18 protein-coding genes are annotated in these 22,195 nt (G+C 74.0%); 8 read left to right on the top strand and 10 right to left on the bottom strand.

Going from position 1 to position 22,195, the window contains the following annotated elements:
- Window positions 1-22 precede the first annotated feature (22 nt).
- Window positions 23-715: a GDSL-type esterase/lipase family protein gene (locus tag ACZ7MY_RS05845; protein ID WP_499600275.1), complete on the bottom strand. Its 693-nt coding sequence runs from the start codon at window positions 713-715 to the stop codon at window positions 23-25.
- A 271-nt stretch (window positions 716-986) separates the two neighbouring features.
- Between ACZ7MY_RS05845 and ACZ7MY_RS05840 the strand changes: the two genes are divergently transcribed.
- Window positions 987-1,592: a mycothiol-dependent nitroreductase Rv2466c family protein gene (locus tag ACZ7MY_RS05840; RefSeq protein ID WP_499599891.1), complete on the top strand. Its 606-nt coding sequence runs from the start codon at window positions 987-989 to the stop codon at window positions 1,590-1,592.
- A 28-nt stretch (window positions 1,593-1,620) separates the two neighbouring features.
- A complete protein-coding gene (locus tag ACZ7MY_RS05835; RefSeq protein ID WP_499599890.1) occupies window positions 1,621-2,640 on the top strand; it encodes a hypothetical protein in 1,020 nt (339 codons plus the stop codon).
- A 74-nt stretch (window positions 2,641-2,714) separates the two neighbouring features.
- Here the strand turns inward: ACZ7MY_RS05835 and serC are convergent, their stop codons facing one another.
- Window positions 2,715-3,833, bottom strand: a complete 1,119-nt coding sequence (gene serC / locus ACZ7MY_RS05830) for a phosphoserine transaminase (protein ID WP_499599888.1) — start codon at window positions 3,831-3,833, stop codon at window positions 2,715-2,717.
- Window positions 3,834-3,919: 86 nt separating this feature from the next.
- On the opposite strand from serC, the gene ACZ7MY_RS05825 reads away from it, so the two are divergent.
- The gene (locus ACZ7MY_RS05825) at window positions 3,920-6,718 is read left to right on the top strand and encodes an FAD-binding and (Fe-S)-binding domain-containing protein (RefSeq protein ID WP_499599887.1); all 2,799 of its coding nucleotides are present in this window, start codon (window positions 3,920-3,922) and stop codon (window positions 6,716-6,718) included.
- Between the two features lie 28 nt (window positions 6,719-6,746).
- Here the strand turns inward: ACZ7MY_RS05825 and ACZ7MY_RS05820 are convergent, their stop codons facing one another.
- Window positions 6,747-7,325, bottom strand: a complete 579-nt coding sequence (locus ACZ7MY_RS05820; RefSeq protein ID WP_499599885.1) for a Uma2 family endonuclease — start codon at window positions 7,323-7,325, stop codon at window positions 6,747-6,749.
- Between the two features lie 130 nt (window positions 7,326-7,455).
- Window positions 7,456-8,358, bottom strand: coding sequence for an NADP-dependent oxidoreductase (locus ACZ7MY_RS05815; RefSeq protein WP_499599883.1), 903 nt, complete (start codon window positions 8,356-8,358; stop codon window positions 7,456-7,458).
- Between the two features lie 148 nt (window positions 8,359-8,506).
- Between ACZ7MY_RS05815 and ACZ7MY_RS05810 the strand changes: the two genes are divergently transcribed.
- Both ACZ7MY_RS05810 and ACZ7MY_RS05805 read left to right on the top strand, forming a co-directional pair.
- A complete protein-coding gene (locus ACZ7MY_RS05810; RefSeq protein ID WP_499599881.1) occupies window positions 8,507-8,938 on the top strand; it encodes a winged helix-turn-helix transcriptional regulator in 432 nt (143 codons plus the stop codon).
- A gap of 212 nt (window positions 8,939-9,150) precedes the next feature.
- A complete protein-coding gene (locus tag ACZ7MY_RS05805; protein ID WP_499599879.1) occupies window positions 9,151-9,537 on the top strand; it encodes a hypothetical protein in 387 nt (128 codons plus the stop codon).
- Between the two features lie 54 nt (window positions 9,538-9,591).
- Here the strand turns inward: ACZ7MY_RS05805 and ACZ7MY_RS05800 are convergent, their stop codons facing one another.
- Window positions 9,592-11,082: an MFS transporter gene (locus tag ACZ7MY_RS05800; RefSeq protein ID WP_499599877.1), complete on the bottom strand. Its 1,491-nt coding sequence runs from the start codon at window positions 11,080-11,082 to the stop codon at window positions 9,592-9,594.
- Window positions 11,083-11,100: 18 nt separating this feature from the next.
- On the bottom strand, window positions 11,101-11,556 hold the full coding sequence (locus ACZ7MY_RS05795; protein WP_499599876.1) for a MarR family winged helix-turn-helix transcriptional regulator: 456 nt from the start codon (window positions 11,554-11,556) through the stop codon (window positions 11,101-11,103).
- 143 nt (window positions 11,557-11,699) lie between these two features.
- On the opposite strand from ACZ7MY_RS05795, the gene ACZ7MY_RS05790 reads away from it, so the two are divergent.
- Window positions 11,700-11,909, top strand: coding sequence for a ribbon-helix-helix protein, CopG family (locus tag ACZ7MY_RS05790; protein ID WP_499599874.1), 210 nt, complete (start codon window positions 11,700-11,702; stop codon window positions 11,907-11,909).
- Here ACZ7MY_RS05790 and ACZ7MY_RS05785 read toward each other — a convergent pair.
- A complete protein-coding gene (locus ACZ7MY_RS05785; RefSeq protein WP_499599873.1) occupies window positions 11,879-13,339 on the bottom strand; it encodes an NCS2 family permease in 1,461 nt (486 codons plus the stop codon). The genes ACZ7MY_RS05790 and ACZ7MY_RS05785 overlap by 31 nt on opposite strands.
- Window positions 13,340-13,485: 146 nt before the next feature.
- Here ACZ7MY_RS05785 and ACZ7MY_RS05780 point away from each other — a divergent pair, with 146 nt between their 5' ends.
- Together ACZ7MY_RS05780 and ACZ7MY_RS05775 are read left to right on the top strand one after the other, a co-directional pair.
- On the top strand, window positions 13,486-13,770 hold the full coding sequence (locus tag ACZ7MY_RS05780) for a DUF2530 domain-containing protein (RefSeq protein ID WP_499599871.1): 285 nt from the start codon (window positions 13,486-13,488) through the stop codon (window positions 13,768-13,770).
- Window positions 13,771-13,942: 172 nt separating this feature from the next.
- Entirely contained in the window at window positions 13,943-16,369 is a 2,427-nt protein-coding gene (locus tag ACZ7MY_RS05775; protein WP_499599869.1) for an HAD-IC family P-type ATPase, read from the top strand.
- 30 nt (window positions 16,370-16,399) lie between these two features.
- Here the strand turns inward: ACZ7MY_RS05775 and ACZ7MY_RS05770 are convergent, their stop codons facing one another.
- The 3 genes from ACZ7MY_RS05770 to ACZ7MY_RS05760 all read right to left on the bottom strand — a co-directional run bounded on the left by ACZ7MY_RS05770 (window position 16,400) and on the right by ACZ7MY_RS05760 (window position 22,191).
- Window positions 16,400-17,239 (bottom strand): DUF5707 domain-containing protein, encoded by an 840-nt coding sequence (locus ACZ7MY_RS05770; RefSeq protein ID WP_499599868.1) that lies wholly within the window; start codon window positions 17,237-17,239, stop codon window positions 16,400-16,402.
- Window positions 17,240-17,393: 154 nt separating this feature from the next.
- A complete protein-coding gene (locus tag ACZ7MY_RS05765; RefSeq protein ID WP_499600274.1) occupies window positions 17,394-20,549 on the bottom strand; it encodes a sacsin N-terminal ATP-binding-like domain-containing protein in 3,156 nt (1,051 codons plus the stop codon).
- Between the two features lie 739 nt (window positions 20,550-21,288).
- Window positions 21,289-22,191: a DUF3027 domain-containing protein gene (locus tag ACZ7MY_RS05760; RefSeq protein ID WP_499599867.1), complete on the bottom strand. Its 903-nt coding sequence runs from the start codon at window positions 22,189-22,191 to the stop codon at window positions 21,289-21,291.
- Between the last annotated feature and the right edge of the window lie 4 nt (window positions 22,192-22,195).

Below are 22,195 nucleotides of genomic sequence, written 5' to 3'. Positions count from 1 at the left end.
AAGCCGTTGGAGTGCGCTCGAATCAAGGGGAGTTGAGGGTGCGTCGGTAGGGCGCGCCGAGGCCCCACGCCTGGTGCGCGGCGTCGGCGAACGCCGCCGCGATCCGGTGCTCCCCGGAGGCGTTGGGGTGGGTGCCGTCGTAGGTGTCGCGGGCGATGTCGTACCCGGCCGGGCGGGAGGCCAGCAGCAGCGGCGAGACCGGGGTGTCCAGGTCGGCGACCGCCTTGGCCAGGCGGGTGTTGAACTCCTCGCACTGCGCGCCGAATCCGGGGTCCTGGTCGCAGCGCGAGTTGGGTATGACGGGCAGCAGCACCGCGGCGACCAGGGGGTTGGCGGCCCGCGCCCGCACGACGAACTCCCTTGCGTTGGCCTCGGTCTGCTCGGGGTTGGTGTAGAAGCCGAGGTCGATCAGCCCGAGCGAGACCAGCAGCACGTCGGGGCGGTGCTCCCGTACGGCGCCCTCGATCAGCGGCGCCATGTGCAGCCAGCCCTCGCCCCAGCCCGCGAGGTGGCGGCGCGCGGACGGCGGGAAGGCCGGGTCGGCGTAGCGCTGCGACACGGCCGCGTCGGCGGCGGGGTCGTACAGCGCGGTCCGCGGGCCGACGATCGCGAAGTCCGCGCCCTCCGTGCCCTGCGCCCGCAGGTGCTGCCACATGCGGTAGCGCCAGGTGTGCTCCCCGGCGCTGCCGACGGTCATGGAGTCGCCGACGAACATCCACGCCGTACGGCGCCGGGACGGGCTGCGCCCGGGCGTGCCGCGTCCCGGCGTGCTGCGGGGCCCGTCACCGGGGCCGGAAGGTGCGCTGGACATGGAGGGGATCTTAGGGCCCACGGCCCCGTCCGCACGGCCCTGACCTCGGGCCCGGCGATGTCACGCCCGTCACGACCGGGGGCCGGCGCGCACTGGCCGCCTCCGCGATTGGCCCACCGCGGGCGCCCCTGAGTGGCCCTGCTGAACGGGCCGTTCCGTTCCTAGGGTGACGCGCATGACGCACTCCGTGGACTTCTACTTCGACCCCGTCTGCCCCTTCGCCTGGATCACCTCCCGCTGGATCCTGGAGGTGGAGCGGGAACGCGAACTGCGCCTGCGCTTCCGGGTGATGAGCCTGTCCGTGCTCAACGAGGGCCGCGAGGGCCTGCCCGAGCGCTACGAGCGACTGCTGAGCACCGGCTGGGGCCCGGTGCGGGTCTGCGTCGCCGCCGCGCGGCACCACGGGGAGCACGTGCTGCGGGAGTTGTACACGGCGCTCGGCACCCGGCTGCACGTGCAGGACCGCCCGGTCTCCGACGAGGTGCTGCGCGAGGCGCTGGCGGAGGCGGGCCTGCCGCCGGGACTGGCGGAGGCCGCGGGCGGCACCGCGTACGACGAGGAGCTGCGCAGGAGCCACCACGAGGGCATGGACCCGGTCGGCGAGGAGGTCGGCACCCCCACCCTGCACATCGACGGGGCCGCCTTCTTCGGCCCCGTCCTCACCTCGATCCCGCGCGGCGAGGAGGCGGCACGGCTCTTCGACGGGGTGCGGGCGCTGGCCGGCCACCCGGCCTTCTTCGAGCTGAAGCGCAGCCGCACCGGAGGCCTCGACTTCGCCTGAGCCGTCGTGCACCTGGCAGGCTTGGCGCATGCGCCCACTGCTCGCCGCGGCCGCGGCCTCCGTCCTCGTCATGGGTCCCCTGGTCGGCACGGCGGCCGCCGACGACGACGGGGAGTCCGTGGCCTTCACGATGTCGGACCCGCGGATCACCGAGTCGAGCGGCCTGGTCGCCAGCCGTCTCCACAAGGGCGTCTACTGGACGCACAACGACAGCGACGACGGCCCGTACGTCTACGCCGTCGACTCCGCGACGGGCAAGACGGTCGCCACCGTCACCCTGCGCGGCGTGGGCAGCCCGCGCGACGTCGAGGCGATCTCGATGGGGCCGGACGGCGCCCTGTACGTCGGCGACATCGGCGACAACCTCGACGGCTCCTGGCCGCACGTGTGGATCTACCGCTTCCCGGAACCGAAGCGGCTGGCGGACCAGACGGTGACCGCGACGCAGTTCACCGTCACCTACGACAAGGGCCCGCGCAACGCCGAGGCGGTGATGGTCGACCCGAAGTCCGGACGGGCGTACATCGCGAGCAAGAACGAGGACGGCGGCGGCCTCTACGAGGGCCCGGCGAAGCTCTCCGCGAGCGGCACCAACGTCTTCCGGCGGATCGCGGACATCCCGCTGTGGATCACCGACGGCGCCTTCTCCCCGGACGGCAGCCGGCTGGTGCTGCGCGGCTACTTCGGCGCCCTGATGTACCGCTGGTCCGGCGGCACGGCGCACCGGATCGACCAAATGCACGTACCGCTGCAGCGGCAGGGCGAGTCCGTCGCCTTCACCCCGGACGGCCGGGCCCTGATGTACGGCAGCGAGGGCACGGACAGCGAGGTCTGGCGCGTGCCGCTGAGCGGGGACGACCTGCCCGACGCGGCCCGCCGGGACACCGCCTCCTCCCCCGGTCCCTCGGGGAGTTCATCGGCGGACGCCGCCGGCGCCGGCGCGGACGGGCCCGGTTCGACCCGGCAGTTCACGCTGGGCGCCGTCACCCTGGCGGCGGTCGCCGCGCTGCTGATCGGGGTGCGCCGGCTGCTGCGCCGGGAGCGCTGAACCGCCGCGGGAACGCCGGTGGGCGGGGCCGTCGCCCCGCCCACCGGCGGTGGTGGCCCCCACGGGGCCGGGCGTCAGAGCCGCTCGACGACGAAGTCGACGCAGGCGGTCAGGGCCTGGACGTCCGCCGGCTCGACGGCCGGGAACATCGCGACGCGCAGCTGGTTGCGGCCCAGCTTGCGGTAGGGATCGGTGTCCACGATGCCGTTGGCGCGCAGCACCTTGGCGACCGCCGCGGCGTCCACCTCGTCGCTGAAGTCGATCGTGCCGACGACCTGCGAGCGCTTGGCCGGGTCGGCGACGAACGGGGTGGCGTGCTTGGAGTCCTCGGCCCAGGTGTACAGGCGCGAGGAGGAGTCGGCGGTGCGCGCGACGGCCCAGTCGAGGCCGCCCCGGCCGTTGATCCACTCCAGCTGGTCGTTCAGCAGGAAGAGGGTGGCGAGCGCCGGGGTGTTGTACGTCTGGTTCTTCCGCGAGTTGTCGATCGCGGTGGGCAGGTCGAAGAAGGCCGGGATGTGGCGGCCGGACGCGGCGATCCGCTCGGCGCGCTCCAGCGCGGCCGGGGAGAACACCGCGATCCACAGCCCGCCGTCGGCGGCGAAGGACTTCTGCGGGGCGAAGTAGTAGACGTCGGTCTCGGCGATGTCGACCGGCAGGCCGCCCGCGCCGGAGGTGGCGTCGACCAGGACGAGGGCACCCTCGTCGGCGCCGGCGACGCGCCGCAGCGGCATCGCGACACCGGTCGAGGTCTCGTTGTGGGTGAAGGCGTAGACGTCCACGCCCGCCTCGGCGGCCGCCTCGGGGTGGGAACCCGGGTCGGCGGAGATCACGGTCGGCTCGTCCAGCCACGGCGCCAGCTTGGCGGCCTTGGCGAACTTGGAGGAGAACTCGCCGAAGCTGAGGTGCTGCGACTTGCGCTCGACCAGTCCGTGGGTGGCGATGTCCCAGAAGGCGGTGGAGCCGCCGTTGCCGAGCACCACCTCGTAGCCCTCGGGCAGCGCGAACAGCTCGCGGACGCCGTCCCGGACCCGGCCGACGAGGTCCTTCACCGGCGCCTGCCGGTGAGAGGTGCCCATCAGCGAGGTGCCGGTCGCGGCGAGTGCGCTGAGCGCCTCGGGCCGCACCTTGGAGGGGCCCGAACCGAATCGTCCGTCGGCGGGCTTGATGTCAGCGGGAATCTGGATCTCGGCCACGTTCGCAGCGTAGTGCGTGACGACCCCGTCACGGGGCTCCGTTCCATCCGGTGAGACATGCGCCGCGGTGGGGCAGGCTGAGGGGCATGGCGGACGATCTGCGGCAGGCACTGCGCCGCGACCTGGAGCGGGCCGTACGCGGCGAGGTCTCCTTCGACGCGCAGAGCAGGGCGCTGACCACGATGGACGCGTCCAACTACCGTCGTGTCCCGGTGGGCGTGGTCGCGCCGCACGACGCCGACGACGTGGCCGCGGCGCTCGCCGTGTGCCGGGAGCACGGGGTGCCGGTGGTGCCGCGCGGCGGCGGCACGTCGATCGCGGGGCAGGCGACGGGCACCGGGGTCGTGCTCGACTTCACCCGGCACATGCACCGGATCGTGTCACTCAGTCCCGAGGCGTTGACGGCCCGTGTGCAGCCGGGGGTGGTCCTGGACGACCTGCGGCGCGCCGCCGCCGCGCACGGGCTGACCTTCGGCCCCGATCCGTCCACCCACAGCCGCTGCACCCTCGGCGGCATGATCGGCAACAACGCGTGCGGCACGCACTCCGTGGCCTGGGGCACCACGGCGGACAACGTCCGGGCCCTGGAGTGCCTGACCTACGGCGGCGAAGCGCTGCGCACCGACGGACCGCTCCGCGCCGACCTGCGGGAACTGGTCGACGGCCACCTCGCCCTGCTGCGCACCGGCTACCCGCAGCAGCTCCCCCGCCGCATCTCCGGCTACGCCCTGGACGCCCTGCTCCCCGAACGCGGCCGGGACCTGGCCCGCGCCCTGACCGGCAGCGAGGGCACGCTCGCCGTCATCACGGAGGCCGAGGTCCGGCTGGTGCCCGCGCCCCCGGTGCGCGTGCTGGTCGTCCTCGGCTATCCGGACGAGGGCGCCGCCGCCGACGCCGCGAACGGCCTGCTGCCGTACGGCCCGCTGACGGTGGAGGGGATGGCAGCCGACCTGGTGGGCGGGGAGGCCGCCAAGCTGCTGCCCCGGGGCGGCGCGTGGCTGTTCGTCGAGATGCCCGGCACCGGCGAGGCGGAGGCGCTGCGACGGCTGGCCGACGCGGGCGACTCGGTCGTCGTGACCGACCCCGTCGCGCAGCGGGCGCTGTGGCGGGTGCGCGAGGAGGCCGCCGGGACGGCCACCCGCACCCCCGGGGGCGCGGAGGCCTGGCCGGGCTGGGAGGACTGCGCGGTGCCCCCGGCACGGCTCGGCGCGTACCTGCGCGACTTCCGCGCGCTGCTGGGCGAGCACGGCCTGCACGGCACCCCGTACGGGCACTTCGGCGACGGCTGCATCCACGTGCGCATCGACTTCGACCTGCTCGGGGCCGCCGGTGTGGCCCGCTTCCGGCGCTTCTCCGAGGAGGTCGCGGACCTGGTCGTCGCCCACGGCGGCTCGCTGTCCGGTGAGCACGGCGACGGGCAGGCCCGCGCGGAACTGCTGCCGCGGATGTACGGGGAAGAACTGGTCGCCCTCTTCGGCCGGTTCAAGGACACGCTGGACCCGGCGGGCGGCCTCAACCCCGGCATTCTCGTACGGCCCCGGCCCCTCGACGCCGACCTGCGGTTCTCGGTGCTGCCGCGCGGGCCGGTCGACGTCGCCTTCGGCTACCCCCACGACGGCGGGGACTTCTCGGCGGCCGTGCGCCGCTGCGTCGGCGTCGCCAAGTGCCGCGACACGGGCGGTGGGCCGGGCGCGGGTGTCATGTGCCCCTCGTACCGGGCGACGGGCGAGGAGCGGCACTCCACCCGCGGCCGGGCCCGGTTGCTGCACGAGATGCTCGCCGGCGAGGTCGTCACCGGCGGCTGGCGCTCGCCGGAGGTATCGGACGCCCTCGACCTGTGCCTGTCCTGCAAGGGCTGCCGCACGGACTGCCCGGTCGGCGTCGACATGGCCACCTACAAGGCGGAGTTCCTGCACCACCACTACCGGCGGCGGCTGCGGCCCGCCTCCCACTACCTGATGGGCGGGCTGCCGACCTGGCTGCGCGCCGCCGCCCCGGTCGCCGGGACCGTGAACACCCTGGCCCGGGTGCGCCCGCTGGCCGCCCTCGCCAAGCGGGCGGCGGGCCTCGCGCCCGAGCGGGAACTGCCGCTGCCGGCCGAGGAGTCCTTCGTGCGCTGGTGGCGCCGGCAGGAGCGGCCGGCGCCGGGAGCGGGGACGGGGACCGGGACAGGAACAGGGACAGGGACGACCGTGGTCCTGTGGCCGGACACCTTCACCGACCGCTTCTCCCCCGAGGCCGGCCGCGCCGCGGTGCGCGTGCTCCAGGCGGCCGGTTTGCAGGTCGTCCTGCCGCCTGGGCGTGTGTGCTGCGGCCTGACCTGGGTCTCGACCGGACGGCTCGACCGGGCCCGCCGGGTGATGAGCCGCACGGTGCGGCGGATGGCGCCGGTGGTGGCCGCCGGCCATCCTGTCGTCGTCCTGGAACCGAGCTGCGCGGCGGCGCTCCGCACCGACCTGCCCGAACTCCTGGGCACCGACGAGGCGGCGGCCCTGGCGGGCTCGGTGCGCACCTTCGCCCAGGTGCTGGAGGAGGAGGCGCCCGGCTGGGCACCGCCGCGCCTCGACCGGCCCGTCACCGGCCAGACCCACTGCCACCAGCACGCCGTCCTGGGCGACGCCGCCGAGCGAAGGCTGCGCGCCCGCGCCGGGCTCAGCGGCACCCTGGCCTCCGGCTGCTGCGGTCTGGCCGGCAACTTCGGCTTCGAACGCGGCCACTACGAGGTGTCCGTCGCCTGCGCCGAGGACCGGCTCCTCCCCGCCGTCCGTGCCGCCCGCCCGGACGCGGCCGTCCTGGCGGACGGCTTCTCCTGCCGCACCCAGCTCGCCCAGCTCGCCGGGGTGCGCGCCCGGCACCTCGCCGAGCTGCTGGCGGACGGGCTGTGAGGCGGTGGACCCTGGCGAGCGCGGGGCCTCAGAACTCCGCGGTGTCCAGCTCGAGTCCGAACGGCTCGGGCAGCCGCAGCGGCGTGCCGAAGGGATGCGGGCCGTCCACCGACCGGTAGCCGAGCTCCCCCGGCTCCGCGTACAGGGTGCAGCTCCGTTCCTGCCGGTCGACGAGCAGGTACAGCGGGGCGCCGTACTCGGCGTAGCGGCGGCGTTTGACGATCCGGTCGGTGTCCCCGTTGGACTCCAAGGTCACCTCCACCACCAGCAGGGTCTGGTGGGGGACCAGAGCGTCGGCTTCCGCCAGCTCTTCCGGCACGACGGCCAGGTCCGGCACGTACCAGTTGCCGCTGCCGGGGAGGTCCAGGTTTCCCGAGCCCGAGAGGCAGCCGATCTTCTGCACCACGGGGTCGATCTGCCGTCGGATCATGGCCGCAGCCTTCTCATGCCCCCACGTAGGTGGCACCACTTGCTCGATGACCCCCTCGACGATCTGCACCCGGTCCCCCCCGTGGTGCCGGATCGCGTACTTGAGCGCGGTTTCCGGGTCGTCCGGCGCGTACGAACCCGCGGCCGCCCGAGGCGTCCAGTGAGGCTGTGAGCTCATCGGTCCTCCAGGGGCTCCGTGCGTGCGACTGACGACAGCTCCGATTCTCACGCAGCCGCCGCCCGCCCGGGGCGCCCCGATCGCACATTCACTCGAAACGATGAAGCGCCTCCGGTCGCCGGAGCAGGCGTCACGGCACCAGCACGAGCCTCCCCCGCAGGCCGCCCTCCGCGAGGCGGGCGTGGGCCTTGGCGACCTCCGCCAGTGGGTAGGTGTCGGCCACCCGCGTGGTGAGCACGCCCTCGTCCACCAGGGCCACCAGCTCCGCGAGGCGGGCCCCGTCCGGCCGGACCTGGACGGCGGCGACGCGGACGCCGCGCTCGGCGGCGGGCACCGCGTCGGGCCGGACGGTGACGTAACCGCCGCCGTTCCGTACCGCCGCCACCGCCGGGGCACCCATCCCCGCCGCGTCGAGGGCGGCGTCGGCCCGGACGCCGTCCAGGGACGACACGGCCTCGTCGGCGCCCAGGTCCCGCAGCAGCGGCAGGTCGGCGGGGCGGGCCAGGGCGACGACGCGCAGCCCCGCGTGGCGGGCCAGCTGGACGGCGTAGCCCCCGACCGCGCCCGCGGCGCCGGTGACCAGCAGGCGGTCGCCGGGCCGGGCGGCGAGCAGGCCGAGCGCCTGGTCGGCGGTGAGGGCGTTGGTGGGGAGGGTGGCGGCGTGGACGGGTTCGACGGACGAGGGGGCCGCGGCGACGGCGTCCGCGTCCAGCACGACGTACTCCGCGTGCGCCTTGGTCCGCGGACCGAGCCCGCCCACGGCGCCCACCACGGCGGTGCCCGGCGCGGGGCCGGAGACCCCGGCGCCGACCGCGTCGACGGTGCCGGCGACGTCCCAGCCCAGCCCGAGGAACCCGCCGGGCACCAGGGCCGCGGCACCGAGCAGGCCGGCCCGTACGGCGAGGTCGGCGGGGTTGACCCCGGCCGCGGCGACCCGCACCCGGACCTGGCCGGGCCCGGGCTCCGGCAGCGGCACCTCGGCGACCTCCAGCACCTCCGGTCCGCCGAATTCCCTGATCACGACAGCGTGCATGGCGAAGACTCCCTGTTCCTGTGGACAACGTCCTGTGGACAACGGCGGTCGGACACCGCCACACGCAAACCTAGGGAGAGCTACTCTCTCCGGGTAAGTACGTACCTGGAAGTGCGTACCGAACCCAGGAGTCCCGGAGGGCAGCACCATGGCGACGACCACCGCGTCCCAGCGGCGCGAGGAGGCGCGTACGGCCTACAACGCGTTCATGAAGGGCTGCCCGACGAACCTGCTGCTCTCCCGGATCAGCGACAAGTGGGTCGGCCTGGTCCTCTCCGCGCTCAAGGAGCGCCCGCAGCGCTACAGCGACCTCGGCCGCCGCATCGCGGGCGTCAGCCAGAAGATGCTCACCCAGACCCTGCGCACCCTGGAGCGCGACGGCCTGGTGTCGCGGACGGTCACGCCCTCGGTGCCCGTACGGGTGGACTACGCGCTCACGCCACTGGGTGCGAGCCTGGCCACGTTGTTCTCGGCCGTGAAGGAGTGGGCGGAGGAGAACATCGAGGAGGTCGTCGAGGCCCGCGAGCGCTACGACACGGAGGCGGAGGCGCAGGCCCGGGCCGAACAGGCGGCGTCCTGAGAGGCGGGGCCGGCCGGGGGGCGGACGCCGGGGGCGGACGCCGGGCGCCGGGTGCGCCTTGGCGCGGTGACCGGCCGCCCGGTTTCGCCGATCCCCTGTGCCGTTCATCCGGTTTCCGGCATCCTGTAGAGCCATAATCGGCCATTTCGGCCGAGTTACGGCAATGGGGGGACACCATGCCCGGTGGAGAGCGGGGCACACTCGGTCGGCTCGTGAGAGCGCTCAGCCTGGGGACGCTGGTGACCGTCTACGTCGCCAGCCTGCTGATCACCTACCGCCAGCTGCACGCCAAACCCGTGCTGCAGGACGTCATCGGGGCACCGGACTGGACCCGCGCGGTTCTTGTCATGGGCCTGGTCATCGGCGGCGGGCTGGGCACGGCCGCGGCGATCGTCGACGACCGCCGTGAGCTTCCCTCGTGGTTCCTGACCGCCGTGGGCGTGGCGGGTGCGCTGGCCTGGAGCCTGTGGGCCTCGTCGAGCCTGGGCGAGGACTACGTCCACATGCTCTTCGCGGCCACCGCCCCGGTCACCGGCCTGCTGGTGTGGGCCGAGCTGATGCGGCAGTTCCGCAACCAGCGCCGGGTCGCCGTCGTCTGACGGCCCGGCGGGGCGGGGCGGCGGGCCGAGCCGCCGCCCGGGCCGGGGCCGCGCTCAGGCGGCCACCGACTCCGACTCCCGCGGGACGAACTCGACCAGCTTGTGGTCCTTGCCCCGGTGCAGGTCGATCTTCAGCCGCAACCCGCCCAACCGGGCCAGGACGAGTCCGACGCACGCCGCCGCCACCGCGGCGACCAGGCCGCCCGCCAGGAACCCGGTACGGGCCCCGAAGACGTCGGTGATCCAGCCGACGAGCGGTCCGCCGAGCGGCGTGCCGCCCACGAAGACCATCATGAACAGGCTCATGACGCGGCCCCGCATCGCGGGGTCGGTGGCGAGCTGCACGCTGGCGTTGGCGGTGGTGTTGAAGGTCAGGCCGAAGATGCCGATCGGCAGCATCAGCGCCAGGAAGATCCAGTACGTCGGCGCCAGCGCCGCGACGACCTCCAGCACACCGAACCCCAGCGCCGCGCCCACCAGCAGCCGCAGCCTGCTGCTGCCGCGCCGGGCCGCCAGCAGCGCGCCGACCACGGAGCCGACCGCGAGCACGGAGTTGAACAGGCCGTACATGCCGGCGTCGCCGTGGAAGACGTGGTCGGCGAAGGCGGTGAGCCAGATCGGGAAGTTGTACGCGAAGGTGCCGATGAAGCCGACCAGCACGATGGGCCAGATCAGCTCCGGCCGCCCGGCGACGTAGCGCAGCCCCTCGCGGAGCTGGCCCTTGCCGCGCGGCGCGGTGGGCACCGCGTACAGCTCGGAGCTGCGCATGAGCAGCAGTCCGGCGAGCGGCGCCAGGAAGGACAGGCCGTTGAAGAGGAAGGCCCAGCCGCTGCCGACCGCGGTGATCAGCGCGCCCGCGACGGCGGGGCCGATGAGGCGGGCGCTCTGGAAGTTGGCGGAGTTCAGGGAGACCGCGTTGCGGACGTCGGCCGGGCCGACCATCTCCACGACGAACGCCTGCCGGGCCGGGTTGTCCACGACGGTGACCATGCCGAGGCCGAAGGCGATGGCGTACACGTGCCAGACCTGCACGGCGCCGCTGAGGGTGAGCGCGGCGAGGGCGAGGCCCAGCAGGCCCATCAGGAGCTGGGTGGCCAGCAGGATGCGGCGCTTGGGGTAGCGGTCGGCGATGACGCCGCCGTAGAGCCCGAAGAGGAGCATGGGGAGGAACTGCAGCGCGGTCGTGATGCCGACGGCGAAGGAGGACCCGGTGAGGCTGAGCACCAGCCAGTCCTGCGCGATGCGGGACATCCAGGTGCCGGTGTTGGAGACGATCGCCCCGCCGGCGAAGAGCCGGTAGTTGCGGTTGCGGAGCGAGCTGAACATGCCACCGGGCGCGGACGGTGCGGCGGGACGGCCGGCGCCGGGGGCCCCGGTCGGTCCGTTCGGTCCGTTCACTCCCGGCCCGGCCGGTCCCGCCGCCCCCGCGGCGGCGTCGGCGCCGGCCGGGGTGGGCAGGTCGGCCGGGTCGGCCGTGCCGGCCGGTCCGGTCCGCTCGGGGGTGTTCGGTTCGGGTGCGGCGTCAGATGCGGCTGCCGAACTCAATCCGGTCTCGCCTCCTCGTCATCGTTTCCTTGCGTCGGCGTGAGCGAGCTTGTCCAGGACGGGCGCCGCCTCGCGGAGCACGGCGCGTTCCTCCTCCGAGAGGGTGGCCATGAGTTCGGCCAGGAACGCGTTGCGCCGGGCCCGGCTCTCCTCGAGCATCGCCTCCGCCTGCTCGGTCTGCCGGACGACGACCTGGCGCCGGTCGTCCGGGTGCGGGTCCCGGTGCACCAGGCCCTTCGACTCGAGCATGGCGACGATCCGCGTCATGGACGGCGGCTGTACGTGCTCCTTGCGGGCCAGCTCCCCGGGGGTGGCGGACCCGCAGCGCGCGAGGGTGCCCAGTACGGACATCTCCGTCGGGCTCAGCGACTCGTCGACCCGCTGGTGGCGCAGTCGGCGGGAGAGCCGCATCACGGCGCCGCGCAGCGTGTTCACCGCTGCGCGGTCGTCCTCGGACAGTTCGTTCACGATCATTAGCCTAGCTCATTACTTACGCTAAATAAAATCCGCCGGAACGGTGCCGTGTCCAAACACATTCGTCAAGGAAGTCACCCATCCGGGTGAGTTCCGCCCCGAAAAGGAGGCATGCGCCGACAGGGCCGCCGGACCCTTGGGCCATGGCTTCGAGAGTGCTCAGCATGCGCATAGACGGGGACCTGCTGGACCGTCTCCAGGCTCACGCCGCGAAACGCGGGATGAGCGTCCAGGACTACATCGTCCGGACGCTCATCCGCGATGACTTCGACGAACGGCTCAAGGCCTCCGTCGACGAGACCGAGCAGTTCTACACGGGCGGTTACGTCAGTCCCAGCGCCGGCATCAGGTAGTAGAAGGCGAAGACCGCCGACACCGCGTACAGCGCGGGCGGCACCTCACGGCCGCGTCCCGCCACCAGCCGCAGCACGCAGAAGGTGATGAACCCGATGCCGATGCCGTTGGTGATCGAGTAGGTGAACGGCATGAGCAGCATGGTCAGGAACGCCGGGACGGCGATCGTGACGTCGCTCCAGTCGATCTCCCGGACGCTGCCCGCCATGATCAGGAAGCCCACCGCGACCAGCGCGGGGGTGGCCGCCTGGGCCGGGACCATCGTGGCCAGCGGCGCGAAGAACAGGGCGACGACGAAGAGCAGCCCGGTGGCGATCGAGGCGAGTCCGGTGCGCGCACCCTCGCCGGCGCCGGCGGTGGACTCCGCGTAGCAGGTGTTGGCCGAGCAGGAGGTGAAGCCGCCCGCCGCGGTCGCGACGCCGTCGACCATCAGGACCCGGCTCATCCCGGGCAGGTCGCCCTTGGAGTCCAGCAGGTGCGCCTCGTCGGCGACGCCGAGGATGGTGCCCATCGCGTCGAAGAAGCAGCTCAGCAGCACCGTGAAGACGAAGAGGACGCCGGTGAGCACACCGACCTCCTGGAAGCCGCCGAACAGGCTCACCTTGCCGAACAGCCCGAAGTCGGGGCTCGCGACCGGGTTGCCGGGCCACTGCGGGACGGTGAGGCCCCATGCGGCGTCCTTGACTTTCGCCACCGCGTCCACGACCAGGGCGAGGAGCGTCATGGCGACGATGCTGATCAGGATGGCGCCGGGCACCTTGCGGACGATCAGCCCGAGGGTCAGCAGCACGCCGAGGATGAAGATCAGCACCGGCCAGCCGGTCAGGTGGCCGTTGATCCCCAGCTGCAGCGGCACCGTCGTGTGCGCGGCGTCCGGGATGCGGGTCACGAAGCCGGAGTCGACCAGGCCGATCAGCACGATGAACAGGCCGATGCCGATGGCGATCGCCTTGCGCAGGCCGAGCGGCACCGCGCTCATCACCCGTTCCCGCAGACCGGTGGCGACCAGCACCATGATCGCGAGGCCCGCCAGGACCACCATGCCCATCGCGTCCGGCCAGCTCATCTTGGGCGCGAGCTGGAGCGCGACGATGCTGTTCACACCGAGGCCCGCGGCCAGCGCGATCGGGACGTTGCCGATGACACCCATGAGCAGGGTGGTGAAGGCGGCGGTCACGACGGTGGCGGTGACCAGCTGGCCGCCGTCGAGGTGGTGACCGTACTTGTCCACGCCCGAGCTGAGGATGATCGGGTTCAGGACGATGATGTAGGCCATCGCGAAGAAGGTGGCCAGACCACCGCGGATCTCCCGAGGGACCGAGGACCCCCGCTCGGTGATCCGGAAGTAGCGGTCGAGCGCGCCGCCGGCGGCCGCCGGGGGCGGGGTCGGGGAGCTGGGCACGACCTTGGCGGTGGTCGACGGGGACATGCGGTTCCTTGCGTGGGGGGGGAGCTTTTGGAGGTTCCTACGACTGAAACCGGTCAGCCTCGGACCGTTTCAGTATGAACATATGAGCCTCGCAAACGCTATCTCCGCGCGTAGACCCCCTTGGGTCACTGGGTACGCTGTGCGGTATGAGCAGCAGCAGCCACAGCAAGGGGACGACCGGGTTGCGCGAGGCGCCCGCACCTCTGGAGGCGAACGACGTCGCGACCGTCACCGTCGGCACGGTCATCTGGTTCGCGCTCTTCCTCGTCCAGCTCCCCTTCTACGGCTGGTACTCCGACCACGGCCACGCCTGGTGGATCTGGACCTGCCTGGCCGGCGGCGGCCTCGGCCTCATCGGCCTCTGGTACGTGCGCGCGCGCCGGGACGCCATACAGCGGGCGCGCGCCGCCGAGGACGCCGGACGGGACTGAGCCGGCCCGGCCCACCCGGCCGCCCCGTCCCGCCCCCTCCCCGGCGGCCGCACCGCGCGTCCCACCCCGGTACCGCGCGGCTACGCCCCCGGTCGTACGGCGCCCCGGAGATGTCCCCGAGAGCGGTCCCTCGCCGCGCCGCGCGCGCCGCCCCCCACGTACCGTCGAACCCATGACGGAGAGCACGCAGCGGGAGGCGGCCGGGACGCGACCGGCCGTGCTCGGTGGCCTGACCGCCGCCGAGGTGGCGGAGCGGGTGGCGCGGGGCGAGGTGAACGACGTCCCGGTGCGCTCCTCGCGCTCGATGGCCGAGATCGTGCGTGCCAACGTCTTCACCCGCTTCAACGCGATCATCGGGGTGCTCTTCCTGATCATCCTGGTGGTCGGCCCGATCCAGGACGGCCTGTTCGGCTTCGTCATCATCGCCAACACCGGCATCGGCATCTTCCAGGAGTGGCGCGCCAAGAAGACCCTGGACGGACTCGCCGTGATCGGGGAGGCGCGACCCACCGTCCGCCGGGACGGGGTCGCCACCCCGGTCCCCACCTCCGCGATCGTCCTCGGCGACCTCGTCGAACTCGGGCCGGGCGACAAGGTGGTGGTCGACGGGGAGGTGGCCGAGGCCGACAGCCTGGAGGTCGACGAGTCGCTGCTCACCGGGGAGGCCGATCCGGTCGTCAAGCGCCCCGGCGACCCCGTCATGTCCGGCAGCTTCGTCGTCGCCGGCGGCGGGGCCTTCACCGCGACCAAGGTCGGCCGGGAGGCCTACGCGGCGCAACTCGCCGAGGAGGCGAGCCGCTTCACCCTCGTCCACTCCGAACTGCGCAGCGGCATCAGCCGGATCCTCAAGTACGTCACGTGGATGATGGTCCCCACCGCCATCGGCCTGATCGTCAGCCAGCTCGTCCTGGAGGACAACGACTGGCGCGAGGCGGTCCGCCGGATGATCGGCGGCATCGTGCCGATGGTGCCCGAGGGCCTGGTCCTGCTGACCTCCGTGGCCTTCGCCATCGGCGTGGTGCGGCTGGGCCGCAAGCAGTGCCTCGTCCAGGAGCTGCCCGCGATCGAGGGACTGGCCCGGGTGGACGTGGTCTGCCTGGACAAGACCGGCACCCTCACCGAGGGCGGGATGGACGTCGCCGAGCTGCGGATGCTGGACGGCGTCGCGGAGCCCTACGTACGGCAGGTGCTCGGCGCGGTCAGCGCCGCCGACCCGCGCCCCAACCCGACGCTGGCCGCCGTCGCCGCGGCGTTCCCGGCCCCGGACGACGGCTGGCACGTCACGGACGCGCTGCCCTTCTCCTCCGCCCGCAAGTACAGCGCGGCGGCGTTCACCGAGCCGGGCGGGGAGCGCAGCGCCTGGCTGCTCGGCGCCCCCGACGTGCTGCTCCCCGCCGGCGACCGGGCGCTCGGCGAGGTCGACGGCCTCAACGCCGGGGGACTGCGGGTGCTGCTGCTCGCCCGGACGGCGAAGGAGCTGGACGACCCCGCGGTGGGCGCCTCGGCCACCCCGGCCGCGCTGGTCGTCCTGGAGCAGCGGCTGCGCCCCGACGCCGCCGACACCCTGCGCTACTTCGCCGAGCAGGAGGTGCACGCCAAGGTCATCTCCGGTGACAACGCCGTCTCCGTCGGCGCGGTCGCCGGGAAGCTGGGGCTGCCGGGCGCCGAGCGGACGGTCGACGCCCGGCGGCTGCCCGCCGAGCGCGCGCGGATGGCGGCCGAGCTCGACCGGGGCACGGTCTTCGGCCGGGTCACACCGCAGCAGAAGCGGGAGATGGTGGGCGCGCTCCAGTCCGGCGGCCACAACGTGGCGATGACCGGGGACGGCGTCAACGACGTCCTGGCCCTCAAGGACGCCGACATCGGCGTCGCCATGGGGTCGGGTTCCGAGGCGACCCGGGCGGTGGCGCAGATCGTGCTGCTCGACAACAGCTTCGCGGCGCTCCCGTCGGTCGTGGCGGAGGGCCGCCGCGTCATCGGCAACATCACGCGCGTCGCGACGCTCTTCCTCACCAAGACCGTCTACTCGGTGCTGCTCGCCCTGCTGGTGATCATCTGGCACGCGCCGTACCCGTTCCTCCCCCGGCACCTGACGCTGCTCTCCACGCTGACCATCGGCGTCCCCGCCTTCTTCCTCGCCCTCGCGCCCAACAAGGAGCGGGCCAGGCCGCAGTTCGTGCGCCGGGTCATGCGCTACTCGCTGCCCGCCGGGGTGATCGCGGGCGTCGCCACCTTCGTGACGTACATGCTCGCCCGCCACCATTACCGCGGCGCCGGCGCGCTGGAGGCGGAGACCAGCGCCGCGACGCTGACCCTCTTCCTGGTCGCGATGTGGGTGCTGGCACTGGTCGCGCGCCCCTACACCTGGTGGCGGATCGGCCTGGTCCTCACCATGGGCGCGGGTTTCCTGGTCGTGCTGGTCACACCGTGGCTGCAGGAGTTCTTCGCGCTCCGCCTCGTCGGCACCCAGGGCCCCTGGACCGCCGTCGCCGTGGCGGCGGCCGCCGCGTTCGTGCTGGAGGTGGTCTGGCGCCGCGTACGCCGCACCGACGAGGACGACACCGTGCCGGACAAGCGCCGGGCGCCGGACCCCCGCTGAGGGGGACCGGCGCCCGGGACGCGGCGGGTGCTACCGCACGTCGACGAAGTCGGACGGGCCGGCGACCGCGCCGGTCAGCGAGGTGGTGACGAAGTTGAAGCGCCAGTAGCCGTCCACGGAGGCCTTGACGGTGGTCTTCAGGGCGCCGGTGCTGCTGGACTTGACGGTCTTGACCGTCTTGTAGGTGCTGGTGCCCTTCTTGCGGAACTGCAGCTGCACGGACTGGCCCGTGTAACCGGCGTACTTGTGGGTCTCCCAGTTGGCCCGGGTGAGCTTGCCGGTGACGGTGATGGTCTTGCCCTTCTTCACCGGCTCCGGGGCGGCGTTGACCGTCAGCACGGCGTTGCGCTTGATCTTCGCGGTGCCGGCGGCCTCCTTCTCGACGAAGTCGCCGTCCTTGCCCCCGACCACGGCGTACACCTTCCAGGTGCCGGCGAGGGCGTTCTTGTAGAGGTCCGCCTTGGGGTCGACGGTGATGCTGACCTTGCAGGTGGACGTGGTGGCGTTGACCGCGGTGCAGGCGGCGTCCTCCGAGGCCGGGAAGAGGGCGCCGTCGGTGCCGGTGCCGGTGAGGGCCGAACCGTGCCAGAGGAAGACCACCGCGCCGTCGATGCCCGACGGGTCGGTGGCGGTCACCGCGACGGAGACCGTCTTCTTGGCGCTCGTCCCGAGGACGATGTCCTTGCCGCCGTTGACGACGACCTTGGTGATCCTGGTGTCACCCGTGAGGGTGTCCGCCGCCGCCTTGGCGGCGGAGGTCCGGAGCGGGGTGGTGCCGCCCGGCCCGTCGGCGGCCTGCGCGGCCGGGACGGCCGACGCGGCGAGGGCCAGGGCGCCGGAGACCGCGGCCACAGTGGTGCGCATACGCATGCGTGAAGATCCCCCAGAAGAAGCGACGCCCGTCGATCCCCCCGACATGGCGTCTCGAGTGGTGAGAGGGAGGTTATGTGCGAACACTCACCTCGTGGACACCTTTTCGACACATGATCCGGTGTGATCACCGACACGCCGGGCCGCGGCCGGCTCAGTCGAACCAGCGGTCCCGGGCCAGCTCCTCCGTGCGGGTGAGGTCCTCCAGCAGCGCGGCCACCTCGAAGCGGCGCTGCCACGCCCCGGCCGCCCACGACAGGCCGGCGGCGACGCCCTCCAGCGTGGCGGCGTGCAGGGTGCTCCCGGTCCACCGCCAATCGAGTTCGGCGGTGCCGCCGTCAGGAACCCGGACCAGCAGTTCCTCGTGCTCGACGTAGGACAGCGGGGCGCCCGGCAGCAGCTCCCGCACCGCGTCCGCGACGTCGTGCGGCTCCCCCTCCGAGACGACCGGGGCCTCGAAGGCCTCGCTGAGCCGGCGCACCTGGAACAGCTCGGCCAGCGCGGCGGCACGGACCGGCGGCACCGGGAGCAGGGGCAGGCCCACGGTGAGCGGGATCAGGTCGGGCGCGTCCGCGACGAACGCCTCGCCGGCCTCGACCACCCGCGTCTCGCGACCGTCGACGACGGCCCGCAGCTCGTCGGGGAGGGTGACCTGATCGGGGTCGAGGGTGGCCAGCTCGGAGTGGAGCCGGTGCAGTTGGGCCGGGGTGACGGCGGACTCCGGGTCGGCGAGCCGGGCGAGCAGCTCCGCGCCGCCGCCGGGCTCGTCCAGCAGGGCCGTGACGGACGTGCGCACGCCCAGGGCGCGCAGCACCTGGTCGTCCACGGCCCCGGCCTCGGCGTCCTCGTACAGCCCGGCGAGCAGCGGGTCGCCGCCGGCGGCGCGCAGGCCCACCGGGCGGCGGCCGTCGAGGACGGGGTGGTCGCGCAGCCACCAGGCGGTGTAGGGCCGCACGGACTCCGTGGTGCCGTCCGGCAGCAGGACCCGCACCGGCTGGGTGACCGCGTCGCGCAGCGGCGGCACGGAGAGCATGGCCAGCGCCTGCGGCCAGGCGTCGTCGTCGACGAGGTCGAGGTCGCGCACGGCGACGATCTCGGTGGCGACCGGCGGCACGTCGGTGTCCGGCAGCCGGTCGAGGACGTCCTCGCACCAGACGTCGACCGCGTCGAGCAGCCCCGCGTCGTCCGGCTCGGCCCAGTCGCCCTCGCGGGGCTCCAGCTCGTCCGGGTCGAGCACCACGTCGGTGGCCCTGACCAGCGCGAAGGTGGCGAGGACGCCGACCGCGGTCAGCGGCTGCTCACCCCAGCGGGCGGCCAGGTCCGCGTCCACGGAGCCGAGTTCGCCCTCCCGGATGACCTGCTCGAAGGCGCTGCCCGGCAGCACCAGTTCACCGGCCGGCGCGAGCTCGCCCTCGTCGTCGGTGAGGGCCAGCGCGGCCAGCCAGGGCTCGTCGCCGGGGGCGAGGTTCGCGGCACGGACCAGGCCGAGGACGACCTCGGCCAGTTCCTCCGCGTCCAGCGCGGGCGCGTCCTCGTCCCAGGCGTCGTCGGCGTCCAGGGACGCGGCCACCGCCGCGCGCACCTGCGGGGTGGTGAGGACGGCGCGCGGGGTGGCCGGGGTGGCGCCGAGCTTCTCCAGCAGCGGGTGCGCTGCCTCCGGGTCGGCCACCTTCAGGCCCAGCCGGGCCAGTTCCGAGGCGGCCGGCAGCCCGGTGCTGACCGGGGCGGCCCCTTCGGCGTAGACGCTGTCCATCTCGGGCAGCGGCAGCAGCACCTGGCGCGGTCCGATGACCGTGCGACGGTCGGCCAGCGGTACGGGCAGCCCGCTCAGCCGGTCGGGGTCGGTGCCGGCCAGGGAGTCGTACAGGCGGTGCCACCAGGCCGCGGGCCGCTCCACCCCGGCGAGCCGGTCGATCGCGTCGCCCAGCGGCAGTCGGGCCACCCCGAGGACGCGCAGTTCGGGGCGGCGTTCCAGGCCGGCGGGCAGCAGCGTCGGGAAGACCTCCGCGAGCACCCCGACCGTCTCCGCGCCGGTGCCCTCGACGACCTCTGCCTCCACGGGGCGCAGCGCGGGCGGGAGTTCGTCCTCGCCCTCGCCGCCGGTGACGTCGGCGGCGCGCGGCAGGAAGGCGGTGCGCGGCAGCCGCTCCAGCACGTGGCGGCGCAGTTCCGCGTCCAGCTCGCCCTTGCCGAGCGGGCCGGGCACCAGGTCCACGATGCCCGCGGTGACCGGCCGCCAGTCCGCCAGCAGCCGTACGTACAGCTCCGCCGCCCGCGCGACCAGGAAGTCGGTGAGGGCGCCGGGCGCGGCGTGGCGCCGGCTCGGGTCCAGCGGCAGCGAGGCGATGAGCAGCGCGGGCAGTCCCAGTGGCTCGTCCGTCGGGGTCGGGGCGTGCACGAAGGGCGCCGTCCGCGGCCGCTCGGGCGCACCGTCCCCGCCCACCGGGACGGCCCAGGTCACCGACCACACCGGCCGCAGCCGCTCCTCCACCGGGCGGTCGGCCAGCAGTGCCGCCTCCAGCGCGCCGGCCTCGCTCGCGGTGCGCCAGCGGGTGGTGCCGTTGACGCTGTCCACGACGACGGTCAGCCCGTCCTCCTGGCGCCGGGTCAGCGTCCTTACGCCCTCCGGCGTCTCGACGACCACCTCGGCCAGGCCGGGCAGGGACAGCAGCAGCGCGTCGTCGATCCCCGCGAGCAGGTGCGCCGCGAGGTCCGCGGCGGCCCCGTCGCGCAGCGGCAGCACGACGCAGGTGTCGTAGCCGTCCGGGGCGGTGCCCTCCGCGGGCAGCGGCAGCCGCAGCAGCGGTACGTGGCCGTCGCGACGGCGCAGTTCGTCGGTGAGCCCCGGGGAACGTCCACCGGTCTCCCGCGCCAGGTCCCGGGCCTCGGCCAGCGACCAGCGGACGCCGCCGCTGCGGCTGAGGATCGCGGGCTCGTCGCTGACGGACAGCACGGCGGAGAAGCCGACGCCGAAGCGGCCGACGGCCAGGTCGCCCGCCTCGCGCTTGGCGCTGGCGCGCAGCGTCGACAGGGACTCCACGCCCACGGCGTCCAGGTGGGCGCCGGTGTTCGCGGCCGCGAGCACCCCCTCGCGCAGGGTCAGCCGCAGCCGGCCGGTCACCCCCGCGCGGGTCGCCGCGTCGGCGGCGTTCTGGGCCAGTTCGACGACGAGGCGGTCGCGGTAGCCGCCGAGCGCGAGGTCCTCCTCCGCGTTGGCGTCCTCCCGGAACCGGGCGGGCGACGCGGCCCACGCGTCCAGCACGGCCCGCCGCAGCCGTGCGGTCCCGAACGGATCTGCGCCCCGGTCCATCGCGGTCCCGCTCACGTCGTCTTCTCCCTCAAGCGCTCTCGCATGCCCTGTGCGGGTGACGCTACCGCGTGCGCCCGCACCCGGTCGTCCCGCACACCCCGGCCCCGGGCCCCGCCGGGACCACCGGCGGGACCGGTCATCCGGTTCGTACGGGACGTCGGCCACCCCCGGGGCACACCGCGACCGCCACCCGGCTCCTCGCCCTGCCGGCGCGCCCCGCACGCGGCACGAACCGCATCAACCTGCTGCGCCACCTCGTCCCGCAACTGGCGTACGCACAGCTCACCTCGCCCGACGACGGCATCGTGCCGTTCGGCCGGATACGTCGTCGGGCCGCCGCTTCCCAGGGCGTGCGCGCCCGCGTGCACTCGTGCGTGAGCGCGGTGGGGCCCTTCCGTCGTTTCCTGGCGCCGCCCAGGGAGCCGTGGCCCGCGCCGGGACGTACCTGTGTGGTGGGGGTCGTCGCGCCGGCGCCTCCACACCGCTCACCGCGGGCACGCACACCGCGCCCACCACCGGAACCCGGGGCGACAGCCCGCACCCAACAGCGAGGCGCACACCCCCGGCGCCGCTCGCCACCCGCGCACACCCCGACCACCGCCCGCGAGCCGGAACCCGCCGACCGCCGACCGCCGACCGACAACAGCCGCAGCCGCAGCCGCACCCGACGCGCGAACCGGCACGCCACCAGGCAAAGGCCGGGGCACCCCGCGAGGTGCCCCGGGGACCGGCGGAGCCGTCAGCTGTGGCCGAGTTCCTCGGCCGGGGTGGTGTCCTCGACGGAGCCGTGGCGGTCCGGGTGGAGGGGGAGCGGCTCGACCGCGGTCTCGTCGAGGACGGGCGGGGCCGGGCGCGGGGTCTTCGGCATGACCGCGGCCTCGGAGTGCGCCCCGCACCCGTAGGCGAGGGAGACGACGCGCCCGTCGGCCGGGGAGAACTCGTTGGCGCAGACGCCGAAGGCCTGCCGCAGGGAGCCCGCGATGGGGACGAGGAAGCCGCAGGAGACGCACTGGGCGGGCGCGGCCTGGGCCATGGGGGCCTTGGGGCCGTACTCGTCCTCCCAGCGGTCCGCGGCGACGTGCAGCCCGTAGCGGGACAGCACGCGCGGCCGGGCCATGCCGATCTCCTCCGCGACGGCGCCGATCGTGCCGACCGTGGGCGCCAGCGGCAGGGCCGCGGGCGGTCCGCCGGAGACGTCGGCGTCCTCGGCCTCGACGAGTTCGGCCATCTCGTCGGAGACCGGCGAGTTCGGCGGCGGCACGTCCTCCCCGGAGAAGCCGGCTTCCAGGCGCAGGTCCTCCGCCTCGGTGGGCAGCAGGTCGCCGGGGCCGAGGTCGCCGGGGCGCAGGCGCTCGCTCCACGGCACCCATTCGGGCGCGAGGACGGCCTCGGGCCCGGGCACGAGCACCGTCTCGTCCAGGGTGATCGACTTGGCGCGGGAGGCCCGGGTGAGCGTGACCGCCCACCGCCAGCCGCGGTAGGCGGCCTCGCGGCAGTCGAACAGGTGCGTCACGACACGGTCGCCCTCGGCGACCGCGCCGAGGTGCTCGCCCACCGCTTTCTCGCCGAAGGCCTCGACGGCGGCTTCGAGGGCGAGGTCGACCGCCTCGACGCACAGGCGGTCTGGGGTACGGCTTCGCATCGCA

It is taken from the genome of Streptomyces sp. NPDC111520, assembly GCF_055635295.1.
The sequence above is the reverse complement of the archived record's forward strand: the minus strand, read 5'-3'. Positions and strand labels throughout refer to the sequence as shown.

What these genes read in the sequence shown, in the direction of transcription:
- ACZ7MY_RS05780 (WP_499599871.1), top strand. Translation starts at nt 13,486, where the DNA reads ATGAGCAGCAGCAGCCACAGCAAGGGGACGACCGGGTTGCGCGAGGCG.
- ACZ7MY_RS05765 (WP_499600274.1), bottom strand. Translation starts at nt 20,549, where the DNA reads ATGGACCGGGGCGCAGATCCGTTCGGGACCGCACGGCTGCGGCGGGCC.
- ACZ7MY_RS05840 (WP_499599891.1), top strand. Translation starts at nt 987, where the DNA reads ATGACGCACTCCGTGGACTTCTACTTCGACCCCGTCTGCCCCTTCGCC.
- ACZ7MY_RS05835 (WP_499599890.1), top strand. Translation starts at nt 1,621, where the DNA reads ATGCGCCCACTGCTCGCCGCGGCCGCGGCCTCCGTCCTCGTCATGGGT.
- ACZ7MY_RS05760 (WP_499599867.1), bottom strand. Translation starts at nt 22,191, where the DNA reads ATGCGAAGCCGTACCCCAGACCGCCTGTGCGTCGAGGCGGTCGACCTC.
- ACZ7MY_RS05815 (WP_499599883.1), bottom strand. Translation starts at nt 8,358, where the DNA reads ATGCACGCTGTCGTGATCAGGGAATTCGGCGGACCGGAGGTGCTGGAG.
- ACZ7MY_RS05770 (WP_499599868.1), bottom strand. Translation starts at nt 17,239, where the DNA reads ATGCGTATGCGCACCACTGTGGCCGCGGTCTCCGGCGCCCTGGCCCTC.
- ACZ7MY_RS05785 (WP_499599873.1), bottom strand. Translation starts at nt 13,339, where the DNA reads ATGTCCCCGTCGACCACCGCCAAGGTCGTGCCCAGCTCCCCGACCCCG.
- ACZ7MY_RS05775 (WP_499599869.1), top strand. Translation starts at nt 13,943, where the DNA reads ATGACGGAGAGCACGCAGCGGGAGGCGGCCGGGACGCGACCGGCCGTG.
- ACZ7MY_RS05845 (WP_499600275.1), bottom strand. Translation starts at nt 715, where the DNA reads ATGTTCGTCGGCGACTCCATGACCGTCGGCAGCGCCGGGGAGCACACC.
- ACZ7MY_RS05825 (WP_499599887.1), top strand. Translation starts at nt 3,920, where the DNA reads ATGGCGGACGATCTGCGGCAGGCACTGCGCCGCGACCTGGAGCGGGCC.
- ACZ7MY_RS05790 (WP_499599874.1), top strand. Translation starts at nt 11,700, where the DNA reads ATGGCTTCGAGAGTGCTCAGCATGCGCATAGACGGGGACCTGCTGGAC.
- ACZ7MY_RS05795 (WP_499599876.1), bottom strand. Translation starts at nt 11,556, where the DNA reads ATGATCGTGAACGAACTGTCCGAGGACGACCGCGCAGCGGTGAACACG.
- ACZ7MY_RS05820 (WP_499599885.1), bottom strand. Translation starts at nt 7,325, where the DNA reads ATGAGCTCACAGCCTCACTGGACGCCTCGGGCGGCCGCGGGTTCGTAC.
- ACZ7MY_RS05810 (WP_499599881.1), top strand. Translation starts at nt 8,507, where the DNA reads ATGGCGACGACCACCGCGTCCCAGCGGCGCGAGGAGGCGCGTACGGCC.